Source organism: Neobacillus sp. Fa239 (assembly GCF_055395235.1).
The window spans coordinates 232,671-253,290 of sequence record NZ_AP041612.1; the positions used below are offsets into that span (position 1 = coordinate 232,671).

Consider the following 20,620-nt stretch of genomic DNA (forward strand, 5'->3'; position numbering starts at 1 on the left):
ACATGAGCGAAGCGAATTTTACAGACGCCTCACGAAATTGGTTCCTTCGGAGAAGGGACCAACGCACTATAACACGATAGTGGTATATAAGTGCGCCCTGAACTTCGTTTTCGGGATTATTATATCACTTCCCATGTTTTGGTTCAAATGCTATAATATAGTAAACTGCCAGAAAAAGGAGCCGTTAGCATGCAAAAATCAAATACAAAGGAACAGATAACAAGTATCAAAGAACAAATTAAAAAACTAAAAGAAAAGCAAAAACGTATTTTAACCAATTCCCAAAAAGAGATTGGTAAGTATCTAATGACCACCTGGGGAATTGAAAATGTTAGTGAAGCAAAAACATTAATAGATTTGTTTAAGGACCAAGTAAAAGTATATGGTGAAGTTGCTATATCTAACGAAGCGGAAATTGAGGATGAGACTAACCACTAAACCTATTGGGTGATCAAGATGTCTAATGAAGAGTTACATAAACTTGAAAATAAAATTAAAGCCCTAGAGCAAAAAAAGAAAGCCTTAGAATACAAAATTTCGAATGAAGATCGGCGAACAAGAACAAGAAGATTGATCCAAAAAGGAGCACTTTTTGAAAAGTATTTAGAAAGTGAAAATGAAAATGTTTCCCTAAAGGACACAGAAGATTTGATAAAAATTTTAGCGGAGTTTAAAAATAAGAATAAAGAATATATTAATAGAAAAATTCAAAATAAGATGAAAGAACCGGATGTGCAATAACAATTTATTTTCTACAAATTGTTATTGCGCTTGTCATTTTTTAACTGATATTGGCATTTTCTCAATGTAACGACTGGATGAGGAAATCCCCCTCTGTTTGGAGGTTGAATTGTTTAGCCCTTCTCGATATTTTAATTTCTATATTATGAGATTCACTTTTAGTTTCTCCGCACCAAATTTCACAGTAGGCATTTATTTTGCATTTATTCTCTTATAATGGCTTGTTGTGAACTCACACCATTAAGAGTCAAAAGGTTGCATCCACAAAAAAGAGCAGTTCCATATTCGGATAAAGGGTTCCGTTTTGAGGTGCATATCAAATAAATGACAGTAAAAATGGCGTGTAAACTTACAACAGTTTTGCCCCTCCCTTTTTCTGATTTATTGTGTTTTTATGACAAGTAAAATCCTGTTAAACATAAGAAGCGGCATTTGAAGTTGAATTTGTTACGCCCATAATCTTTGAACTACCTAGAGCTTTTCCCCTGAAAATATCAATTTATAAATGGCAGGGTTAGAGGTGTTTTTCCAAAATTCATATCCGTAATCAGCACTAAAATAATTCATAATGGTCATAACATTCCCATGATTGCCGATAATATTGGTCTTTCCTATATAATTGTTATTAAAAAAAAGTCTTTGATTACGGGTATAGCTTGATTTTGTACCCTCTCTTAATAACTCTCCTCCTAAAAACTAAAAATCACTATCTTCATAGGATTCTTTTTATTGTACGTTGTATTACTTTATCAGGTAATTTATAAGCACCTTTAACTGCCTTTCCCTTAATTCTTCCATCACTTTTATTTCTATATGATTGGCATTGGCAATTCCCTGAATTGTTTGTATACCTCTGATATTAGAACTTGAAACTATCAGATCAACTGTTTTATCACTTATTAGATTGGTTCCTCTTTTAGCATTAATTTCCCCGTGTAAGGATATTTTTCTCATCCGTTTTTGGCCAAAAGCAAATGGTGATTCTGCGTGTCTTATCATATAAATTGCGGTATTCAATTTTGGTTCCCCCCTAGAGTTTCTTTAACCTAACCACTTGTTTAATAACTTATGTAATTTAATACATTTATCAAATCGAATTGTCTATTGAATTGACAGCTCAATTGCCTCATAAATTGGCGACAATAATGAAGTGTACACCAATCATTGTCTTTTAAACATTACGTTCAACAATCGACTTACCAGCACCAATAGTATTTGACAAGATGCTAACTCAGCTCTTGCTGCTTTTGCATTATATTGGCTGGATCAAAATCATCTTATGATGGTCAATCGAAACCCTAATAGTTAACGCAATGATAGCTACTAAAATATATCTCCATATTTTTTTATCAAAAGATAAATTTTATCCCATTTTTCTATTTTTCTCTCAATTTTGATAGTAGCACAACAATGTAATGGCATTTAAGTTATACAGGTGTCAGACTCAGAATGGGTACAGGAAAAACATATCGAACTATAGATAAAGTGTACTTTTTCTCGGAAAAATAAGGTGCTAAGGTAGATAATCTTTATGTACCTATCCATTCAGAACTATAAATAACCGCCGGGGTTAAAAAGTTAGATTATTAAGGCAAGGATCTTTTCAGTTAGAAGGGAAAATCAAGATGTAATTGCATATGATAGGGGGAACCCAATTAATGAGTGTAATTTTTTGTTGATTTGGAACTGTAGACTATTATTTTGGATGGAGCGGAAGCATCAATATTAATTTAATAATAACTTCTCTGGACGGAAAGGGGTTTTCAAAGTCCACCATTTATGATCGAGATATTATCTACCATCAATTGTCCTAGTGTGGGAACCCACCTGAGTGCTTAAACGGGATTACTCTTTTGTTTAGGGACATTGAAGTTGTTCAATGGAGCAATTATCTCCTTATCTACATAGAAAATGAATATGAATTTTTTAGATTCATGGATTTTTATCGTAAATAACATATTTAATAAGAATATTTATATTTAATAAGGAATACATAGTTAATAAAAGAAACAAATATTAATAGGCATTTTAAAAGTTTTGGGGTATATCCCTTGCAGGACAAGGAGTTCAGCTTTTTTTAAGATGAGCAATAACATAATTTCCACTATTGCACAAAGGTAAAATAAAAGAATAAACATCTACACAAGTCTTTTTTTTGATTATTTACATCTACACAAGGTTCTATTTGTGATATTCACTAATACACAAGTGTACATTCGGAACCTCTTAGATATAAAAAAATATCCCTTCGCAGTAAATCTGTCATATTTTATGACAGAAAGGAAAGAGAAGGAATTTTTTTGTAAGATTTGCTTGTGTATTAAAATTTCAATAAACACTAATAGCCCTGTGAAGATTGAATTTTTTCACAAGGCTCACAATTTCATTAGATTGTAAAGTGCTGGATCTTGTCCAGTTATGGTAAGTTCCCTAATGTTAGCTTCAAAGATCATTTCATATGGCAGCTTTCTTAAAGCGCCAGGAAGATACTTTCTGAAAGCCATTCTGAAAAAAGCACCGATGGAGTAAAAATGAAATGATCCGGTTCGTTGTTTTTCTGTATGTATTAGGCTTCCAATTTGATCCATTGTTTCTATAAAGAATTTTTTCATGAAACGATCACGTACAGTGTAGTTCTTCTTATCTTCATCCATAAGATAGTTCATTTTATTTACTACTTCTTGTTTAAAAGAAATCATGACATCAATTTGGTCTCTTGGTTTATATTTAATATGATGCCCATCTAAGAAGTAGGTAAGTTCCTTCGATAATTTTGCCATCAGTGAGTTCACGTTAAATTCATCTGTTTTTTCTTCTACGCATTCTGCCTTCAAGGTAAAAGAAACTTTTTTAATCCACAATTGTTTCCCTCGAACTTCAATCCCAGTGAATTCTATAGAAAATAGAGCCTCTAAAACGCTTAATGTTTTACGGACTCCTTTTGCATTTTTGTTCAGTTGAAACTTGAGTGTTTTCATTGTCCGTTCTTGTTTTATTTTCTCTACTTCACCGGACTTACTGAAAGACATACCAGTTCGAAATTGGTTAAGCAAAGATAATAGCAGTTCGATCCCTTCAGGGTTTGAAGTACGTACGAATTCAGCTAAGATATTGGTGTCAAAAAGGGCATGCGGTATGATCAGGTAGTTAAGAATCCCACCAATATGTTCAGGCGTATTATACTTTTCTACATCTTTTAGGACAAGGACTGGTAATCCTTCGAGGATTTCCTCTTTTACAAAATGATGCTCTTCTAAAAACCTCTTCCCTCCCCAAAGGGTAGAGTATGAGATTCCCAGTTTTTTTGCCCAGAATGAAAGATTGTACTCCTTTAACATGCCGCGTTGATTCTGTTCTACTTCCAATTGTTTTAACATCGTCATATATACGACATAAGCAGAGGCAGGAGGGCGCTCAAAAGACTCATCGCGTAGAAAACGGAATTCTTCCAATATAGCATGATGCATGCGAAAACCATCAATTTTCATTTTACTCTTCATTGTTCGCCCTCCTCTCGCCTATTTTCCCTAGTTTGAATTATAGCAAAATGAAAATTTAGGTTATGATGCCCTTTATTAAGGGATTTTTAAAGTTGCACAACAGGCGTCAAACCCTTGAGAGACAAGGGTTTGGAAAAAACTATAATTTTTTTTATGTGAGAGGAAACGTCAAATTTTTTCATGTTTTGTGCCCATTGTGAGAGGAAATGTCATGGAATAATAGACTAATAGGTTAAGAGAACAGTTGATATATCAACGTTTCTTTAGAAGTTTCCTTCAAAACAAAATCAAAACTAAAAAACTTGCACAGGAATCAGTGCAAGTTTATGTGAGAGGAAACGTCATTTTTTTCATTTTCAAACAAAAGAAAGAGAAAATTGTGCAATATTTTGTGTTTATATAAGATATTAATGTAAATTTTAAGGTTCATTAAAGACAATAAAGAAAACCTAGTCAATTTAAGGCTTTGTGCATAATGTGAGAGGAAACGTCATGCAAAGAAAAGTTGCACAATGATCCTTTGATAATCTTCTGTGAATAGTAGTTTCTTTAATCCGGTATTTTTATCGATCCACTTTGTGAGAGGAGAAGTACATGATGGTTTTGGGAAACATTGTCCACGTTGAGAGGAAACGTCAAAATTTAAAAGTCATGGCAATCCTAGTGCTTGTTTTTAGTGCCTCTTTGTTAAGGGTGAATAAAGATTTAAGAAAAATATATTGTGCACATTGTGAAAGGAAACGTCAAATTGGACAAATCATTGCAATTCCTGCGGTGTATAGACCTTCTTTGTTCAGGAGAATTGAGGATTCTCGAAAAAAAAAATATGTGCACATGGTGAGAGGAAACGTCAAAGTAGACGAAATTTTTTGCAGTCATAGTGACTGTATAGTCCCTCATTGATTAGGACTAATGAGGATTCTATAAAAATGCATTGTGCACATTGTGAAAGGAAACGTCAAATTGGACAAATCATTGCAATTCCTGCGATGTATAGACCTTCTTTGTTCAGGAGAATTGAGGATTCTCGAAAAAAAAGATATGTGCACATGGTGAGAGGAAACGTCAAAGTAGACTAAACTATTGAAGTCCTAGTGTCTGTATAGTACTTCTTTGATAAGAGTAAATGAGGAATCTATAAAAAAGTATTGTGCACATTGTGAAAGGACCCGTCAGATTGGACAAATCATTGCACTCCTGTGGTTCTTAGTCTCTCGTTGTTAAGGAGAATGAGGATTCTCGAAAAAAAGATATGTGCACAATGTGAGAGGAAACGTCAAAGTGGAGAAATTATTGCAGTCCCAGTGCCTGTATATCCTCTCTTTGATAAGGCTGAAAGAGGATTTTTAGAAAATCCATTGTGCACAATGTGAGAGGAAACGTCAAAGTGGACGAAATTATTGCAGTCCCAGTGTCTGTATAGTCCCTCTGTGATAAGGCTGAAAGAGGATTTTTAGAAAATCCATTGTGCACAATGTGAGAGGAACGTCAAAGTGGATGAAATTATTGCAGTCCCAGTGTCTGTATAGTCCCTCTGTGATAAGGCTGAAAGAGGATTTTTAGAAAATCCATTGTGCACAATGTGAGAGGAAACGTCAAAGTGGACGAAATTATTGCAGTCCCAGTGTCTGTATAGTCCCTCTGTGATAAGGCTGAAAGAGGATTTTTAGAAAATCCATTGTGCACAATGTGAGAGGAAACGTCAAAGTGGACGAAATTATTGCAGTCCCAGTGTCTGTATAACCTCTCTTTGATAAGGCTGGAAGAGGATTTTTAGAAAATCCATTGTGCACAATGTGAGAGGAAACGTCAAAGTGGACGAAATTATTGCAGTCCCAGTGTCTGTATAACCTCTCTTTGATAAGGCTGAAAGAGGATTTTTAGAAAATCCATTGTGCACAATGTGAGAGGAAACGTCAAAGTGGACGAAATTATTACAGTCCCAGTGCCTTTATAACCCCTCTTTGATAAGGCTGAATGAGGATCTTTAGAAAATCCATTGTGCACAATGTGAGAGGAAACGTCAAAGTGGACGAAATTATTGCAGCCCAAGTGCCTGTATAGCCGCTCTTTGATAAGGTGAAAGAGGATTTTTAGTAAAAAGCATTGTGCATATTGTGAGAGGAAACGTCAAAGTGGAGGAAAGCATTGCATTTCAAATGCCCGTATAGTCCCTTCTTGATAATGAGTATGAGGTTGCTAGGAAAAAGGAATTATTGTGCACATTGTGAAAGGAAACGTCAAAGTGGAGGAAAGCATTGCATTTCAAATGCCCGTATAGTCCCTTCTTGATAAGTATGATGAGGATGCTAGAAAATAGAGATGTGCACATGGTGAGAGGAAACGTCAAAGAAATAAAAAGTAGCACATTAATGTGTCAGTCTGATGTAGAATAAAATATAATTTGTGTGCTTTGATATAGTTCCAAGAGATGTTGACAAATGCAACATATCTCAATCATAATAACTCTATACTAGTTTATAAGGGGAAGAAAAAGGGATGGATTTTTTAGTAGGGGTGAAAGAGGTAGGTGAAATCCTCGGATGGGATCGGAGGAAGGTCTCCACCTATCATCGGCGTGGAGTGTTGCCCAAACCAGTCATTAGCTTATCAAGCGGTCCTATATGGCTGCGAAAACAAATCGAATATTATAAGTCTTATAAAGAATCTAGTATACCTACCTATTATATTGATGGTGAAATAGTATATGAGTGTAATTATACTTATCCAATGATCGAAACCAGCTATTCACCTCAAGAGATAAAGGAATCTAAAGGGAATTATCTTATTTACCAAAAAAAGGACATCAAACTGTTGATAACGGCCATTCAGGAAAAAAATCCGATAGCTCAGTTCCTTTCTTTTGAATCCATCTGCTTTCTGCATGATTTGGGTATTTTGCAAACGGGTGTTTTCCATGATTACATCCATCAGTACTCACATGTATACATTGAGTCGACTAGGAAAGGAATGGATGAAAAATCATGTTAAATACCTTGCAAAATAAATTTTTAAATGTGACGAAAATAATCTTTCCAGATTATCCTCAACTCTTCACTGAATGGAGCGAAGACATTCGTCATCTTATGGCAAGTCAAGGAGATTATCAGCCTTGCCAATCGTTAAAAGCTTTTTTTGTGATCATAGATCGTTTAGGAAAAGATCATCAATTGAAATTTGAAAGTATGGAACAATGGGCCCACGAGTATAAAGATGAGATTAGAAATTTTGTTCTCCCCTACATTCGGATAGTTGAGGAAGAAAATGCCCCCTACTCCTTAAAATCAAACAATCGCCAAGTAATTAATTCCTTGTTGAATCAGAATTTCGCTGACTCCGGATCCGCATTGTTATTTCATAGATTAAGAGAGACGATCAGTAAAAATGATTTTGATATCGCAACCGAGATTCCTACTGCAAAGATTGCGGAAAAGGCATTAGAAGCCACTGCTCAAGTAAGGTCAGAAAACGCCTATTTAAAAATGAAATCGAATGCAGCCATTGAACAATGGAAAAATCTCACTTCTCAAGCTATCACTTCGATGGATGACTTAACGGCTGATATTTTTGATATTGTTTCGATTCTGTGGATGCAGCAAGCTGCTCATAAAGAACAAATGATTCATTTTCACACAGATGATGCGCTGAATCTTAGAAGATTACAAGGACGGAGTGAAGATGACGACGGATATCAAACCTCTTATCGGAAAAAAGAGCGGGATGAAATTATGAAAAGGCTGGCAGCCCTTACCACTATTTGGATCAGGATTGAACGAGAAAATTTGAGGTTCATCAATGAAGATCAAGGAAACTTTGAGGAAATTGGTCAAGTTCAATTTAATCCCTTGTTTTTAGTGGATAGCGTAACGGTTGCTTATAGAGGAGAAAATCCAATTGGTATATATGAATGCAGCATTCGTCCAGGGGAATTGCTCGCCAACTTCTTGTACGGCTCCCAAAGGAGCAGTGGTTTGTTGGCATTGAAGACGCTCGAATACCATCCAACGAAGCAAAAGTACCATAAAAGATTGTCCAGGTATCTATCCTGGCAATGGAGGATACGCCAAAAAAGTGCGGACTATCTAAGAGCCTACCATATCGGTGGAGATAAGGGGCTGTTAAAAGTCATGGACTTGGATGTGAACCCACGATATGGTTCGAGGATTAAAGAACAGTTTGAAGAAATATTAGATACACTCCAACAGGACGGAATCATTAAAGAATGGAGTTATAAGGAAAAAGACTTAGAACAGCAGATCGAGCAGGAACGAAATTGGTTTGCAAACACTTGGTTGAAGGCTCGTGTTCAAATCATTCCTCCCATTGAGGTCACGGGAAATGGGGATGATAGGGACTTATTGTTAATTGAAGATCATGATTACGAAACCATGAATTTCTCCAGTATGTTGAAGGGCATGTCGGAAATTGAGGCTGCAGCTACCAATGAGATTGTCGAAGAAAAATTTGTGAGTCCCGAAACCATGAATAAGGAAAGAATTGAACGGGGTTTAAGCATATTAGAGGCAGCTAAGGAAATGGGCATCTCTCATAGTACATTATCCCGGTATGAAAGAAACCTAATCAAGCGGCCGTATACAGATAGCTTAGGAAAAATGAAGGATTGGCTAAATGCAAAATAAGCACCGATGGATGCTTATTTTTTTTATTAAATTGAGTATTCAATATATAATACGTGTTGGTGTCTTTTGAATCTCTTCATTTTTGCCCCTTGTTACTCCCCTCCAATTATATGGGATGGTGGAATCACTTCTGTAAGACAACTATTTAATTGGTTAAAATACTCCTATCCGTGGAATATATTAGCTGCATACATTTCACCATATTTAATTTTCCCTAAATATTCCACTTATTTTTTCCACATCGTTTCAACTAATCTTCAAACACGTTAGAGTTCTTAAAATAATTAAATAAATTGGTAAGGTATTGGTTTAGCTCAAATTGGTTCTCTTGTATAAATTCACATATCATCGGTTTATTTTCTAACTTCATCCGTATTACCCCCAATTTTTAATCTTCTTATCTATATAATTCCCAAACTATAAAACGTTTAAACATACAAATTAATAAAATATCTTCCTTGACAAAAATTTAATTCTTTTTAGAGATCCCGATGTTCTTTTTGAAAATGTTTAATTATTAGGGGGGCTCCATACATTTCATATATATAATAAACCTCATCGGCCTTTTTTAAGAAAAACGTATACAAGGTATACGTTTTGTAAACATTCAAGTAAACGTTTATATCATTATTATTAATATCATCATTATTATTAATATCATCATTGTTATAAGTAATAACAATGATGATATTAATAATTAATTTGTTGTTTATTATGTTATATTCAAAGATATCATATATGCATTAAACAACAATAACATATATGATATTGTTGTTGTTTTTTTATATAATTTATTTTTTGGTCACTAACGATATTAATGAAAATACATGTGTTTTCAAGAGGAAGTAATGTTGTTTTTGGCAGCTATTATTTGGATTGAAAGTAAGAAGAAAATAATTTATTAACAAAAACTTGGATATTTTTCAGTCAAATAAAGTTATTTGATGATGTTGGTTTAAAGTACTCGATAATAAAGTATTAGACCACCTAAATCAAAAGGTTAACCAATACTAATAAATCCACCGACTAGGAAAAAAATTAAATGATCCTAATCAAAATTATTTTTTGAATTATTCTTGCCCAATTAATCGTTCTCTCCCCTCTTTCATTAAATTCTCTTTTTTGTATGATAACTCATGGTTACTTTTCCATTTCTCCATTCTTAAGTTGAATTAGGGAGGGGGAATCCTGAGTTAGAATAGGTATTTTTTGAAAAAATTAAAAGGGTTCAATCGTAGTTTAAAGTATTCCAGCAACAAGGAAAAACGAAAAGAGAAGAAAATGAAATATACAATAATATATATGTTATTGTATATTTCATTGTAAATAACGATTTTAATTTATTGATGATTAAAACATTATCATATATTCATATATTAATAATTAAGACATTAAAACCAAAAAAACTAATGAAGTTTCGGACAACTCCTTTGAATAGGATTAAGTAAAAATTTTTAAGGTATTTATATTATGACAAGAGAATTCGTCATTATCTTTAAGAAGAGTAATGACCTGTGAATAGTTTATGAAACATAAATAAAATCAATCATTCCTTCTTCTTCTTTGAGTCTGGATTGCGATTGAAATCAGAATCTTGATTTTTGTTTCTTGTTCATTAAATAAAAACAACTGAATATACTGGATTTTCTAGCACGCGACTTATAGTATTTGATAAAGTTGAGAGAAATATTTTTAAAGGAGATGGATTAGATTGAGCATTAGTACAGTTGAAAAAGGATTATAAGGAGAAGTTGGCGGAAGCTACGTTCCTGAAGATTTGCAAAAAGTGTTGAACACTTTGGGAGAACTGATTAACCGCTATAAAAATGATCCTGAGTTCGTTGAAGAAATTCAATATTATCTTAAAGAATACATTGTCGTGAGAATCCACTTACCTATGAAAGAATTGTAAGTGAAAATATAGGTGATGCAAAGATTTATCTAAAGTATTAACATTTAAATCATAATGGTGCCCAAAAAATCAATAATACTAATTGGTTACATTTTACTTTGTAAATGATTGGGAACAAAATGTATTATTAACGAAACAGGTGCAGGTGAACACGGTGTTGCTACTGCTTGTGCGATTTTTGGTATGGAGTTCACCTTTATTGGAGTAACTAAAAGTCCTATTCTATTAAGAATAGGACTTTTAGTTTTATTGAAGTATTAGAGAAAATTCTTGTATTCACCGGGGAAAAACATAGATATTTTTCAAACATATTCGTAATTATTTGAACATGAATAAAGTGAAGTTATTTACTATGAATTACTCCGTATTCTTCTAATAATCTTCTTATTCCCATGTTAATAAGTTTGGATTTGTCCCCTTTTTCTCCTCTTGCAGCAATTTTGTCTACTTCAGCTGCTAAGTCTTGATCCATATAAAACGAAGTAAAAACTTTTTTGTTTTTCTTCTTTGTTGGTTTCTTTCCGGAAGCTAACTCGCGAAAATAATCATCATAATCATTATCAACAACAACGTTATTATTATCATTGTTATTATTAACATATGTTTTATCATCATTCATAACATCAGTTTTCTTATCATTGATAGTCTCATCAACGTCATTACTAACAACTTCATCTTTAACAATAGCTTTATTCACTTCAACAATATTATCATTAATATCGTTTTTGATATTATCTATTTTGATAGTGTCATCATTATTAGTATCATATGAATTAAAAAAAGCTTGTGTAGCATTGGGCTTTTTAATTCGACTTTTGAGGTTGTTTTTGGTTGACACGTTCCTTCAACTCCTTTACAAATGGAATGTAATATTCTAGGGCATTTCTTAATTCTACATTTCCTTCAAAACCTTCGATAGCTATACGTCTAGTAGAAGCTTTTCTTTTTATGATGGTATTGAATTTCATATTTGGGAAATCCTCATCAACGGCCTCTATCATTACATCGTTTTCCTTAGCTCTTGTATCAATCAATGAAAATAGGATTCCAGAAGTTATTAAGGACGGATTATAACGCTCTTTGGCACCTTCAATAATCTCTAAAAATTTAGGAATAGCATAATAAGCAAACATAGATCCGTCAAACATTACAACAGCATAACTCCCTGCTTCTGAATATGTACTAAGAGGCATAACTGTTTGCTCAGATAATGCAGGTGGTGTATCAATTATAATCCAATCATAATCTTCCATTATTGGTTGTAATGCTATCTGCAAAGCATCCAATTTCAGTTGTTTTTCGAACATTTTTCTAGGTAGTGTAGCAAGAAAATCATTTGCTGGAATTAAATCAAGATTTTCTTTGATTTTAATAATATAAGACCTTGCATCCTGATCCAAAATGGCCTCCAGAACGGTCCTTTCCTCAAACACATTACATATGTCATATTCACCGGTTAAGAAACTAGTTAAATTACCTTGTCCGTCCATGTCGATAGCTAATACTCTTTCATTTTCACTTAAGAGAAATGAAGTGATTCCGCTGGTAGTAGACTTAGAGCAGCCGCCTTTACTAATTCCAAACGTTATTATTTTTGCTGTCAACACTATCACCTCTTTTAATGTATTTTTGAATATATAAATCCTTTATCATCTATTTTAGCATTATTGTCCAAATATACCAAGTGGATAATGACAACATTATACTTTATGTTATTGCATTATTTGATAATAGTTTCATAACATATGTCAACATATATATTGACATATAGTAAAACATGATGTGTATGTTAACTTTCAATTCATAGTTGATGTATATTTTTATTTTGTTGACGACTACTAAATTAATAATCTATTTAATGATGTCCATTATTAATCTATTTTTCCATGGTTATAACAACACAGATCCTGGGATTCAGCTTTTATCAATTTAGAATAGATTTGTAAAATAAAACATATGTTAACATATACATCGAATTATTATATTTATCATATGAATTTTTATAAGAATAATAAATTTATTAATATATGTTAACATATATATCAAATTATAAATTGCTTTATAAGCAAACAATAAAATCATTATCAATATTAATATCCTATTGTATATACTTTTATAAGATTAATATATATATGTATATATCTTGAAAATTATATTATAAATAGAAATGAGATTAACGACAATAATAACATATATGTTAACATATATGTTATTTGATAAATCAAAATATTAAATAAAATTGATAATAATATCAAAAATATTTTTTAAATAAATGTAATTATCAATCGCATATGACTTTGAATATTATTTCAATCAATAAACAATAGATGAAATAATAATAAAGTCAAAATTAAAACAAGAATAATATATTAAAAACAACATTAATATATATGTTATTGTATATAAAATATATATTAAATGATATATACATCAACGTTCGTTTAAAATTCCTTGGAATGGATCTTTATTATATGGTATTTTCAAATTACTCATTTCATTTCGTTAATCTTAGTTCATTTTTATTAATAGAATATAATAGGGATAACAACGTTAGGTTCTCCTTCAATTATTTTAAAATAAATGCAATGATAATAATGATTAAACATATGTTGATATATATGATAAGTTATACTTTGATACATAAATAAAATGTGTTTTATTGGCATTTTAACCAAATTATTTGGTATATCTAAGAATTTTAGATTTTGCTACATCATGGTTTGAGAGAAACTAAAAGAGAGAATAAGAAACCATTAGAAATTATATTTATATATATATGTAAACGTATATGTTAACATATAAGTTGATGTATTTTTTGAATTATTAATCCATGTTATATTTCCATATATATGTTTAAAAAGAGATTTCATTTCCAAGTATAAGCATTGTCTTTAATGATCATAGGGAGATTATTAAAAACAGATTACTAAATTAAAATATAAAAAATTATTTTCAATAATATCATCAATATATATATCGACATATATATTATTTTATAAATTGATATTAAAATTATTTTTAGATTTGTTGTTTTTAAACAGATAATTTGTTTATTAAAAATAATGAATACTTAACAAAAGAATTTTAGTAAACTTGTTTCCTACGTTTCGAATAAATATATAAGTACATGATCTATTCCTACAACCAATGATAAGGCATTATTTAATATAGGAAGGTGAATAATAAACCCTTCTTTGTTAACATAGTCTTACGTTATTTTAATTTGACGATAGGTCAAAATCGTTGGTATTTTCAAATCCTGGTTTATTTAGATAGATTCAACCCGGAGTCTATAAATAGACCCTTTAAAATGAGTGAACAAATAGGTTTTCTGGATTTTCTTGAGAAGACTTGTATATTAAAAGCATGAAAGAGTCTAATTTAATAAAAATTAATTCTACCAATCTAATATGACTTAAGTCTCTTAAAGCTCAAATACTATATTTGGGCTTTTTTACCATACACAATGCTTATGACTCATTTTTAAGAATTTGTTATCAGAATATACCGATAATGGTAAAAATTTGTTATGGTATAGGTAGAACAAATATTCGAGATAAATAGCAATATCATCTAAGGGAGTTGAGAGGAAAAATCTATATGTCTGATATTTACTCAAACAAATATCATGTGAGTTGCTTGCAATATCATATTATTTTTTTTACAAATAACTTTTTGCTAAACGAAGAGGAAGTAAACTTTATTAGGTCCTATTTTAAAAATGTATCCAACCGTTATGAATTTAAAATATTGGAAATGGAGATGAAGGGGTATAGAGTTAAACTCCTTATTAATTGTAAAACAACACATTATATACCAAATATCATGAAAGCTTTAAAAGGTGGTTCTGCAAGGTTTTTGTTTAAGGAATTTCCAGAATCTAAATTAAGAAACGGTAGTAGTTTGTGGGATCAAAAATATTTTATTTCAACTGACGAAAGGCAACTAGATAATTTGATAAAAAAGTATAAAGATACACTTTGAGGATTTGCTAGATAATTATTCCCTTTTTTTCGGAAAGGAGAATGTCTTGTGAGGAACGATTCGATTGAACGATCCATTAATAATTCAATGCTTACAATAACCGATTCTATTTTACAAATGATAGAAGAGTTTAAAAAGCAAAAGGAACTAGATAAGATAAGAATCATTGATGATGAATTGAAGGCCTGGAGAATGAATTTTACGTCAATCGAAGAGCGAGATGAAGCAAAGTACGAACTGTATTACTCTTTAATAAAAAGACACCAACCGGAACTATTTGAAGTAAATGGGGACTTAATAGAATCGTTTCCAGTTGATAAAGGTAAGAGTGCTTTTCATATTTTCCAGGAAAACAATAATTTTTATGGTGTTTATAAACAGGAGTTTAAAGTACCTCATAAAGTTACCCAAGTTTTTCAATCCAAAGAGGAAGTGCTTCTAAACACGTTCGGAACATCTGAATTTGAAAAGCTCAGAAAGCAAACATTCTTACTATCTGAAAATGGTAAGGTGTTCTCTCTTCAAGATAATAAGCAATTTCGACTGAATTTACTAAAACCATTTAAAACACTTACCTCCTTTGAAAATATTGAACAAGCTAGAACCGTTGTAATTAAAGACGAATTGAAAAATAATCCGATGTTTAGAAAACACTCTCTAGAGAAAGCGTTTGAGGAATTACATATTCCTCTGGACCTTATAGGTAAGACAATTTTGATACATAGTATTTCCAAGGATGATAGAGGGGTTCGGATCTTCTTTGAAGGGGATGGAAAGGAAAAGGAGCTCAGGCTACCCGATCTTGCTGAAAAATGGATAGAAAGAGTAAGTAATTATCCAAGTCTAAGAATAGCGTTTGACGAACTTATTTTGGATAGTCGTTCAATTGGAGAAGGATTTCTTGCCTCTTTTGATAATGAGATACATAAAGAACTCCAAAAAATGCAACTTGATTTTGAGGTAATCTCAAATAAAGAAGGTTCGTACATTGGGAAATTAAATGGGTCGGGGACAGTTAAGAAACTATCACCTTACTTTTCTGAAAAGGAGGCAATTCAAGAATTAGTAAAATTGAATAATTTTATTTATATAGAAAAACAAAAAGAAAAATCTGTGAATAAAGAAGTCGAATTAGGCATCGAATTCATAGAAAATTATTAAAAATAGTGAAGGGAGAAGATAATTTGTGAAAATAGTCACAAAGTTACAACTGATACTTTTGTTTGCAGTAATTATGGCATGTATATATATCCTACCAGAGCATGCTTTTGCAGCCGGTGAGGTTGAGGCAAAAGTAAAGGAAGGCCTAAAACAAATTCAAGCATTCTTAACAAGTATTGTGGTCATAGTAGGTATTTGTGTAGGTGTCTGGATTATTATTAAAAAATTACCTGGTGTAGACGATCCACATACGAAAAATGAAATGTTCCGTGGTGTAGGAATGGCACTTGCAGGGGTTGGATTGGCATCTGCTCTTGTCTGGATTGTTCCTTGGGTATATGGGTTATTCGCTTAAATAAAGGGGATTTTTATGACTACAAAAGAAGATGTGAAAGCAGTCCTTAAAGAATTATTAGGACAAGATGATAGTCGAAAAGGGAAAACGTTTGTTTTCCCTGAAAATGTAGATAAATCTTATAACATAGTGAAAGGTTTATCGATTAGAAATTTTTTTAAATTTATTTTGCCGGCTATAGTCGTTGCTGCAGTCATTTTACTTATACCACCATACTCATTGGGGTTTATGATGGTCAAAATGTTTTTTGTCTCATTAGTCCTTTTAGGTTCTTTTATTTTTGCTGTTTTACGTCCAATTACATCACGTCCGAATATATCCTATAGTAACTATTTGAAATTAATTTTTAATTACAACAATAGACAGAAGATGTATTTCTTGAAATCAAATAAAAAGGATGATTTTCATGGCTAACAAGAAAAAGGAATTCGACAAAACAGAGTTTGACTATGAAGTGGAAACCCTTGTAAAAAAGGGTCACAGAACGATTCAGGATCTAAGTGTGATTGAGGGTATTTATAAGGATTACATTCTTTTGAAAAATGGAAACTTAACGTCCATACTGCAGGTAAGTGGTATCAATATGGATTTATTAGCTGAATATGAACAGAATCGCTTATTTGAAGACTATGGATCATTTTTAATGAGCCAAGTTCACGATCAATTACAAACCATCTCAATGAGTGTACCTGTGGATTTAAGATCGTACAACTTAGGGTGGAAAAAACGTTATCTTCAAGAACTTGAAAATAAAGAAAATGCCGGAAACGAATACAAACGACAATTAATTGCTTCCTATATAGATCACTTCCAAAGTATTAGTCTTAAAAACGAAATGTCAACGAAACAACATTTTATTGTCATTAGGGAGAAAATGGATAAACGTACTTTTCAGGATTTAGAACGTACGGTAAGTATTTTAACGAAAAAGGTAGAAGAAATAACCAACTCCTTACGGTCCACCTTTGAGACGTATGAAATAACAATTCGAAAATTATCTGAGAAAGAAATCTTGTCGTTGCTATACCGATACTTTGATTTTGAAATGTCGAAATTATTCGCTTAACCACTGGGAAAGGAGAAAAGATTATGCCCTTTTCTTTAACATCACTTTTTCAATCAAGAATACATAGAAATTCAAAAGAAGAGCAAGTCGAACAAAGACATATAGACTTACTCCATGGGGTTTTAGAGACAGAAGAACTTAATTCCATCTATCCTTTTGTTTGGAAGGAAAATAAGAGTTTCATAGAAAGTGGGGGAAACTTCATTAAGGTGCTTGCCGTCGTTTCTTATCCCAAAGAGCAAAAAGGAAACTGGCTCTCTGACTTGAAACGGTTAAGAGGAAACATATCCTTTGTCCAATATTTAGAGCCTGCAAACTCTGAGGGAATGATTAGTTATTACAATGATTCTATTAAAAATAAGGAGGCTGAACTATTAAGAACAAGAGATCCAGCTACCCGTATCAGGTTAAAATCGGAAATTGATAGTGCTAGATTCCAACTCAATCAGGTTTTAACAAACCGTTCCAACTTTATGTATCTTTACACCTATATTTTCATTCAAGCAATTTCACTCGAAGAGCTAAAGACCTTAGAAGACAATGTACAAAGGATACTCACAAAGTTAAGAATGAAAGCTTTAATCCCTCATTATGCTGCACCAATGGCTTTCTGGTCAGCCTTACCTTTAGGTGATAATCAATTAAAGGATTATACCTATCAAATGTGCAACACAGAAACAGCCTCTTCTTTTTTTCCATTTGATGATTCAGAAATTTGTTACCTATCTCCGATGGCTCAGGTGGAAGGGATTAATAAGACAACCAACTCATTAGTAGCCATTGATTATTTAGATACGCAGCGTACATTAAACCAAAACATGGTTGTTATAGGAACATCGGGTGTTGGGAAATCGACCTTTATGGTTCAGAAGATTCTTCGGAGCTTCGCCATGGGGATTAAGGTCTATATTATCGATCCGGAAAATGAGTATTCCCATATCGTGAAAATCCTGGGAGGAGAAGTTGTACACCTTAGTAGTAATAGTACAACAAAGATCAATCCTTTGGAGATATTCTCAACAGAAATTACAGACAATGTAGATTTTAATACAAATGCTGAATTCGTAAGGGACCTTGTTAAACAAAAGGTTCAACGTCTAAAAGCCTTTTTTAAAGTGTTAAAAGCGGATTTAACACAGGTTGAATCGAGTATTTTAGATAAAGCTCTAACAAATCTATATAATCATTTTTCTATTAATGAAGAAAGTGATTTTAAAAAACTCAGAGCCACTGATTTTCCCATCCTTCATGATTTTTATAATTACTTAGGGGAACTAAAGGAAAGTGATATCGAACGGTATGAAAAAATCCAAGATTTTTATTTTATATTAGAGAGTTATGTTCGTGGCTCTAACTCATTATTTAATGGCCATACAAACGTAAATATCAATAATTCCTTATTCTCCTTTAATTTAAAATCACTTCAAAATGAAGTCGATGTTCAGGCAGCTTGTTATTTTAACATTTTTGGTTTCTTATGGGACGAAGTAACAAAAAGGAAAGATGAGTTAATTTATCTATTTATTGATGAATTTCACTTCTTATCAAAAAATCCTGATTCTATGAGATTTTTCTATCAAGCGTACAAACGATTTAGAAAATACAATGCCGGAGCGATTGCAGGTACACAACAAATTATTGATGTCCTCGATACCGATGATAATCTGGGGGCGGCCATGATTGAAAACAGCCATGTAAAAGTGTTTTTTGGTCTAGATAATAAAGGGGTAGACGATGTTGTGAAAAAGATTAATCTATCCTTTTCTGATGAAGAACTCTCCTTGCTTAGAGCCAAAAGACAAGGGGAAGCATTAATTACATATGGATCTCAACGAGCTTTTATCAGGGTGGAGCTAACACAAGAGGAACTTCGTCTTTGGAATAAAAAACGTTATTTTGAAAAGTATGGGTTAGATCCTGAGGAAACCCCAAACTATGAAGCTAGAAACGAAATGACTCCGATTGAAAAAGAGGAAGTACGAAATTTTGTTCTTTAAAGGAGGGCAGAGGGTGAAAATCCAATTGTTCGAATACGGAACGTTATTTATTCATCAAAATAAACACTTTCGTTTGGAAATACCAGCAAATAAAGTGTTGGCAGAAGGTCTAGAAGATTTAAAAGAGATTAAAGAAGACTCACCTTATTTCTTTACTCTAAGTGATATAAAAAAAGGAAATGATCGATATATTCTTGACTATGTTTTGGAAGACGGTTACCAAACACTCGTTAAAGCAAAAGAATACTCAAGTGTTGTACGCCTCTCCTTAGTAAATGAGTTGTTGGAGCTGGACCCATTAAATACTATTGAAGAAAAAGTACTAATCAATCCTAGAAACATTTTCTTTAAGGATATGAGAACACTAAAGTTTCTATATAGGAGCAATCAATGGTTACCTTATGATGAACATATTGAAAAGCTGGAACAATACAAAATATTAATAATCTCTATGTTTTCCCGGTTCACCTATGAAAAATATAAACGAGAAAAAGATAAACTCTTGAAAAAAGAAGAAGATGAATTTTTATTTAGAATTGAAAATGCTGAATCCGTTAAAGATTTGAAAGAATTGATTTGCAAGAGACTCCAAAAGGAAGAAACTCAGCACTTCTTTGGAATTGAAGAGGAAAAACAAAAAATGAAAAGGCGAAAGAAGATATTTGCGGGCTTATTCATTGGGATTGGTGCTCTTGCCTTAATTTTAGCTCTTTTTCTTCAGCAATCAGCAGTAAACAATGTTCAAACAGTCTATGCGATGGAACTTCAAAAAGTAAAAAAGGAATCAAAGTTTTATCAATTACTAAGTGAAAAAAAGTACGATGAAGCCATATCTTTCTTGAAAAAAAATGGCGGTAGTAATAAAGAGATTGCTAACGTGTATTTTAAAAAAGGAGAGTATCAAAAGGCGATAGATATGGATAAAAGTTTAATAAAGCCTGCAATAGAAGCCTTATATAAAGCAAATAAAAAGAATGAAATTCTAGGATTGGAAGGTGAAAGTACTTATTTGGATATTGAAAAGAAAATAGTAAGTTATGATTACAGTGTTTTGTTATCCATGGAGTCATTTACAAAAGATAAAGAACAACAACTACGAATGGGTAAAGCCTTTGTTGAACATGGTGATCTCGAGGATGCAAAAAGTTTAAACCAAAAGCTGAAAAGCCATGAATTAGAATTGGCGATAAGAAAAAAAGAATTAGAATCAAGTCAGTAGCAACGAATAAATAAAAATTAAGATAATGTATACGCCATACCTGAA

At 32.2% G+C, this 20,620-nt stretch carries 15 protein-coding genes and 1 pseudogene; 12 read left to right on the top strand and 4 right to left on the bottom strand.

The window, feature by feature from the left end:
• The first annotated feature begins 189 nt into the window (after positions 1-189).
• Positions 190-438 carry a hypothetical protein gene (locus tag ACZ5XR_RS29480; RefSeq protein ID WP_464502484.1) on the top strand — a complete coding sequence of 83 codons (249 nt, stop codon included), beginning with the start codon at positions 190-192 and terminating at the stop codon, positions 436-438.
• 18 nt (positions 439-456) lie between these two features.
• On the top strand, positions 457-741 hold the full coding sequence (locus tag ACZ5XR_RS29485; RefSeq protein ID WP_464502485.1) for a DUF3847 domain-containing protein: 285 nt from the start codon (positions 457-459) through the stop codon (positions 739-741).
• A 741-nt stretch (positions 742-1,482) separates the two neighbouring features.
• Here ACZ5XR_RS29485 and ACZ5XR_RS29490 read toward each other — a convergent pair.
• Together ACZ5XR_RS29490 and ACZ5XR_RS29495 are read right to left on the bottom strand one after the other, a co-directional pair.
• Entirely contained in the window at positions 1,483-1,758 is a 276-nt protein-coding gene (locus ACZ5XR_RS29490; protein WP_464502486.1) for a histidine phosphatase family protein, read from the bottom strand.
• Positions 1,759-3,116: 1,358 nt separating this feature from the next.
• Positions 3,117-4,241 carry a hypothetical protein gene (locus ACZ5XR_RS29495; RefSeq protein ID WP_464502487.1) on the bottom strand — a complete coding sequence of 375 codons (1,125 nt, stop codon included), beginning with the start codon at positions 4,239-4,241 and terminating at the stop codon, positions 3,117-3,119.
• Between the two features lie 2,499 nt (positions 4,242-6,740).
• Here ACZ5XR_RS29495 and ACZ5XR_RS29500 point away from each other — a divergent pair.
• The 3 genes and pseudogenes from ACZ5XR_RS29500 to ACZ5XR_RS29510 all read left to right on the top strand — a co-directional run.
• On the top strand, positions 6,741-7,232 hold the full coding sequence (locus tag ACZ5XR_RS29500) for a hypothetical protein (protein ID WP_464502488.1): 492 nt from the start codon (positions 6,741-6,743) through the stop codon (positions 7,230-7,232).
• Positions 7,226-8,881 carry a helix-turn-helix domain-containing protein gene (locus tag ACZ5XR_RS29505; protein WP_464502489.1) on the top strand — a complete coding sequence of 552 codons (1,656 nt, stop codon included), beginning with the start codon at positions 7,226-7,228 and terminating at the stop codon, positions 8,879-8,881. Before ACZ5XR_RS29500 ends, ACZ5XR_RS29505 begins: the two co-directional genes overlap by 7 nt.
• 1,744 nt (positions 8,882-10,625) lie before the next feature.
• Positions 10,626-10,982: pseudogene (locus ACZ5XR_RS29510) on the top strand (tryptophan synthase subunit beta); the annotation flags it as partial.
• A 154-nt stretch (positions 10,983-11,136) separates the two neighbouring features.
• Here the strand turns inward: ACZ5XR_RS29510 and ACZ5XR_RS29515 are convergent.
• Both ACZ5XR_RS29515 and ACZ5XR_RS29520 read right to left on the bottom strand, forming a co-directional pair.
• Positions 11,137-11,631, bottom strand: a complete 495-nt coding sequence (locus ACZ5XR_RS29515; protein ID WP_464502490.1) for a ribbon-helix-helix domain-containing protein — start codon at positions 11,629-11,631, stop codon at positions 11,137-11,139.
• Positions 11,597-12,397 carry a ParA family protein gene (locus ACZ5XR_RS29520; RefSeq protein WP_464502491.1) on the bottom strand — a complete coding sequence of 267 codons (801 nt, stop codon included), beginning with the start codon at positions 12,395-12,397 and terminating at the stop codon, positions 11,597-11,599. The genes ACZ5XR_RS29515 and ACZ5XR_RS29520 overlap by 35 nt, the downstream gene beginning before the upstream one ends.
• A 1,996-nt stretch (positions 12,398-14,393) precedes the next feature.
• On the opposite strand from ACZ5XR_RS29520, the gene tnpA reads away from it, so the two are divergent.
• The 7 genes from tnpA to ACZ5XR_RS29555 all read left to right on the top strand — a co-directional run bounded on the left by tnpA (position 14,394) and on the right by ACZ5XR_RS29555 (position 20,575).
• A complete protein-coding gene (gene tnpA / locus ACZ5XR_RS29525) occupies positions 14,394-14,777 on the top strand; it encodes an IS200/IS605 family transposase (protein WP_464502492.1) in 384 nt (127 codons plus the stop codon).
• Positions 14,778-14,894: 117 nt separating this feature from the next.
• Complete coding sequence (locus ACZ5XR_RS29530) at positions 14,895-15,938, top strand: hypothetical protein (RefSeq protein ID WP_464502493.1); 1,044 nt, start codon at positions 14,895-14,897, stop codon at positions 15,936-15,938.
• A gap of 25 nt (positions 15,939-15,963) precedes the next feature.
• Positions 15,964-16,293, top strand: coding sequence for a CagC family type IV secretion system protein (locus ACZ5XR_RS29535; RefSeq protein ID WP_464502494.1), 330 nt, complete (start codon positions 15,964-15,966; stop codon positions 16,291-16,293).
• Positions 16,294-16,308: 15 nt separating this feature from the next.
• Positions 16,309-16,707, top strand: a complete 399-nt coding sequence (locus ACZ5XR_RS29540; RefSeq protein ID WP_464502495.1) for a hypothetical protein — start codon at positions 16,309-16,311, stop codon at positions 16,705-16,707.
• Complete coding sequence (gene trsD, locus ACZ5XR_RS29545; RefSeq protein ID WP_464502496.1) at positions 16,700-17,359, top strand: TrsD/TraD family conjugative transfer protein; 660 nt, start codon at positions 16,700-16,702, stop codon at positions 17,357-17,359. The genes ACZ5XR_RS29540 and trsD overlap by 8 nt, the downstream gene beginning before the upstream one ends.
• 23 nt (positions 17,360-17,382) lie before the next feature.
• A complete protein-coding gene (locus ACZ5XR_RS29550; protein WP_464502497.1) occupies positions 17,383-19,356 on the top strand; it encodes a VirB4 family type IV secretion system protein in 1,974 nt (657 codons plus the stop codon).
• A gap of 13 nt (positions 19,357-19,369) precedes the next feature.
• Positions 19,370-20,575, top strand: coding sequence for a hypothetical protein (locus ACZ5XR_RS29555; RefSeq protein WP_464502498.1), 1,206 nt, complete (start codon positions 19,370-19,372; stop codon positions 20,573-20,575).
• Positions 20,576-20,620: the final 45 nt, after the last annotated feature.

What these genes read in the sequence shown, in the direction of transcription:
- ACZ5XR_RS29480 (WP_464502484.1), top strand. Translation starts at nt 190, where the DNA reads ATGCAAAAATCAAATACAAAGGAACAGATAACAAGTATCAAAGAACAA.
- ACZ5XR_RS29485 (WP_464502485.1), top strand. Translation starts at nt 457, where the DNA reads ATGTCTAATGAAGAGTTACATAAACTTGAAAATAAAATTAAAGCCCTA.
- ACZ5XR_RS29495 (WP_464502487.1), bottom strand. Translation starts at nt 4,241, where the DNA reads ATGAAGAGTAAAATGAAAATTGATGGTTTTCGCATGCATCATGCTATA.
- ACZ5XR_RS29500 (WP_464502488.1), top strand. Translation starts at nt 6,741, where the DNA reads ATGGATTTTTTAGTAGGGGTGAAAGAGGTAGGTGAAATCCTCGGATGG.
- ACZ5XR_RS29505 (WP_464502489.1), top strand. Translation starts at nt 7,226, where the DNA reads ATGTTAAATACCTTGCAAAATAAATTTTTAAATGTGACGAAAATAATC.
- tnpA (WP_464502492.1), top strand. Translation starts at nt 14,394, where the DNA reads ATGTCTGATATTTACTCAAACAAATATCATGTGAGTTGCTTGCAATAT.
- ACZ5XR_RS29530 (WP_464502493.1), top strand. Translation starts at nt 14,895, where the DNA reads ATGATAGAAGAGTTTAAAAAGCAAAAGGAACTAGATAAGATAAGAATC.
- ACZ5XR_RS29540 (WP_464502495.1), top strand. Translation starts at nt 16,309, where the DNA reads ATGACTACAAAAGAAGATGTGAAAGCAGTCCTTAAAGAATTATTAGGA.
- trsD (WP_464502496.1), top strand. Translation starts at nt 16,700, where the DNA reads ATGGCTAACAAGAAAAAGGAATTCGACAAAACAGAGTTTGACTATGAA.
- ACZ5XR_RS29550 (WP_464502497.1), top strand. Translation starts at nt 17,383, where the DNA reads ATGCCCTTTTCTTTAACATCACTTTTTCAATCAAGAATACATAGAAAT.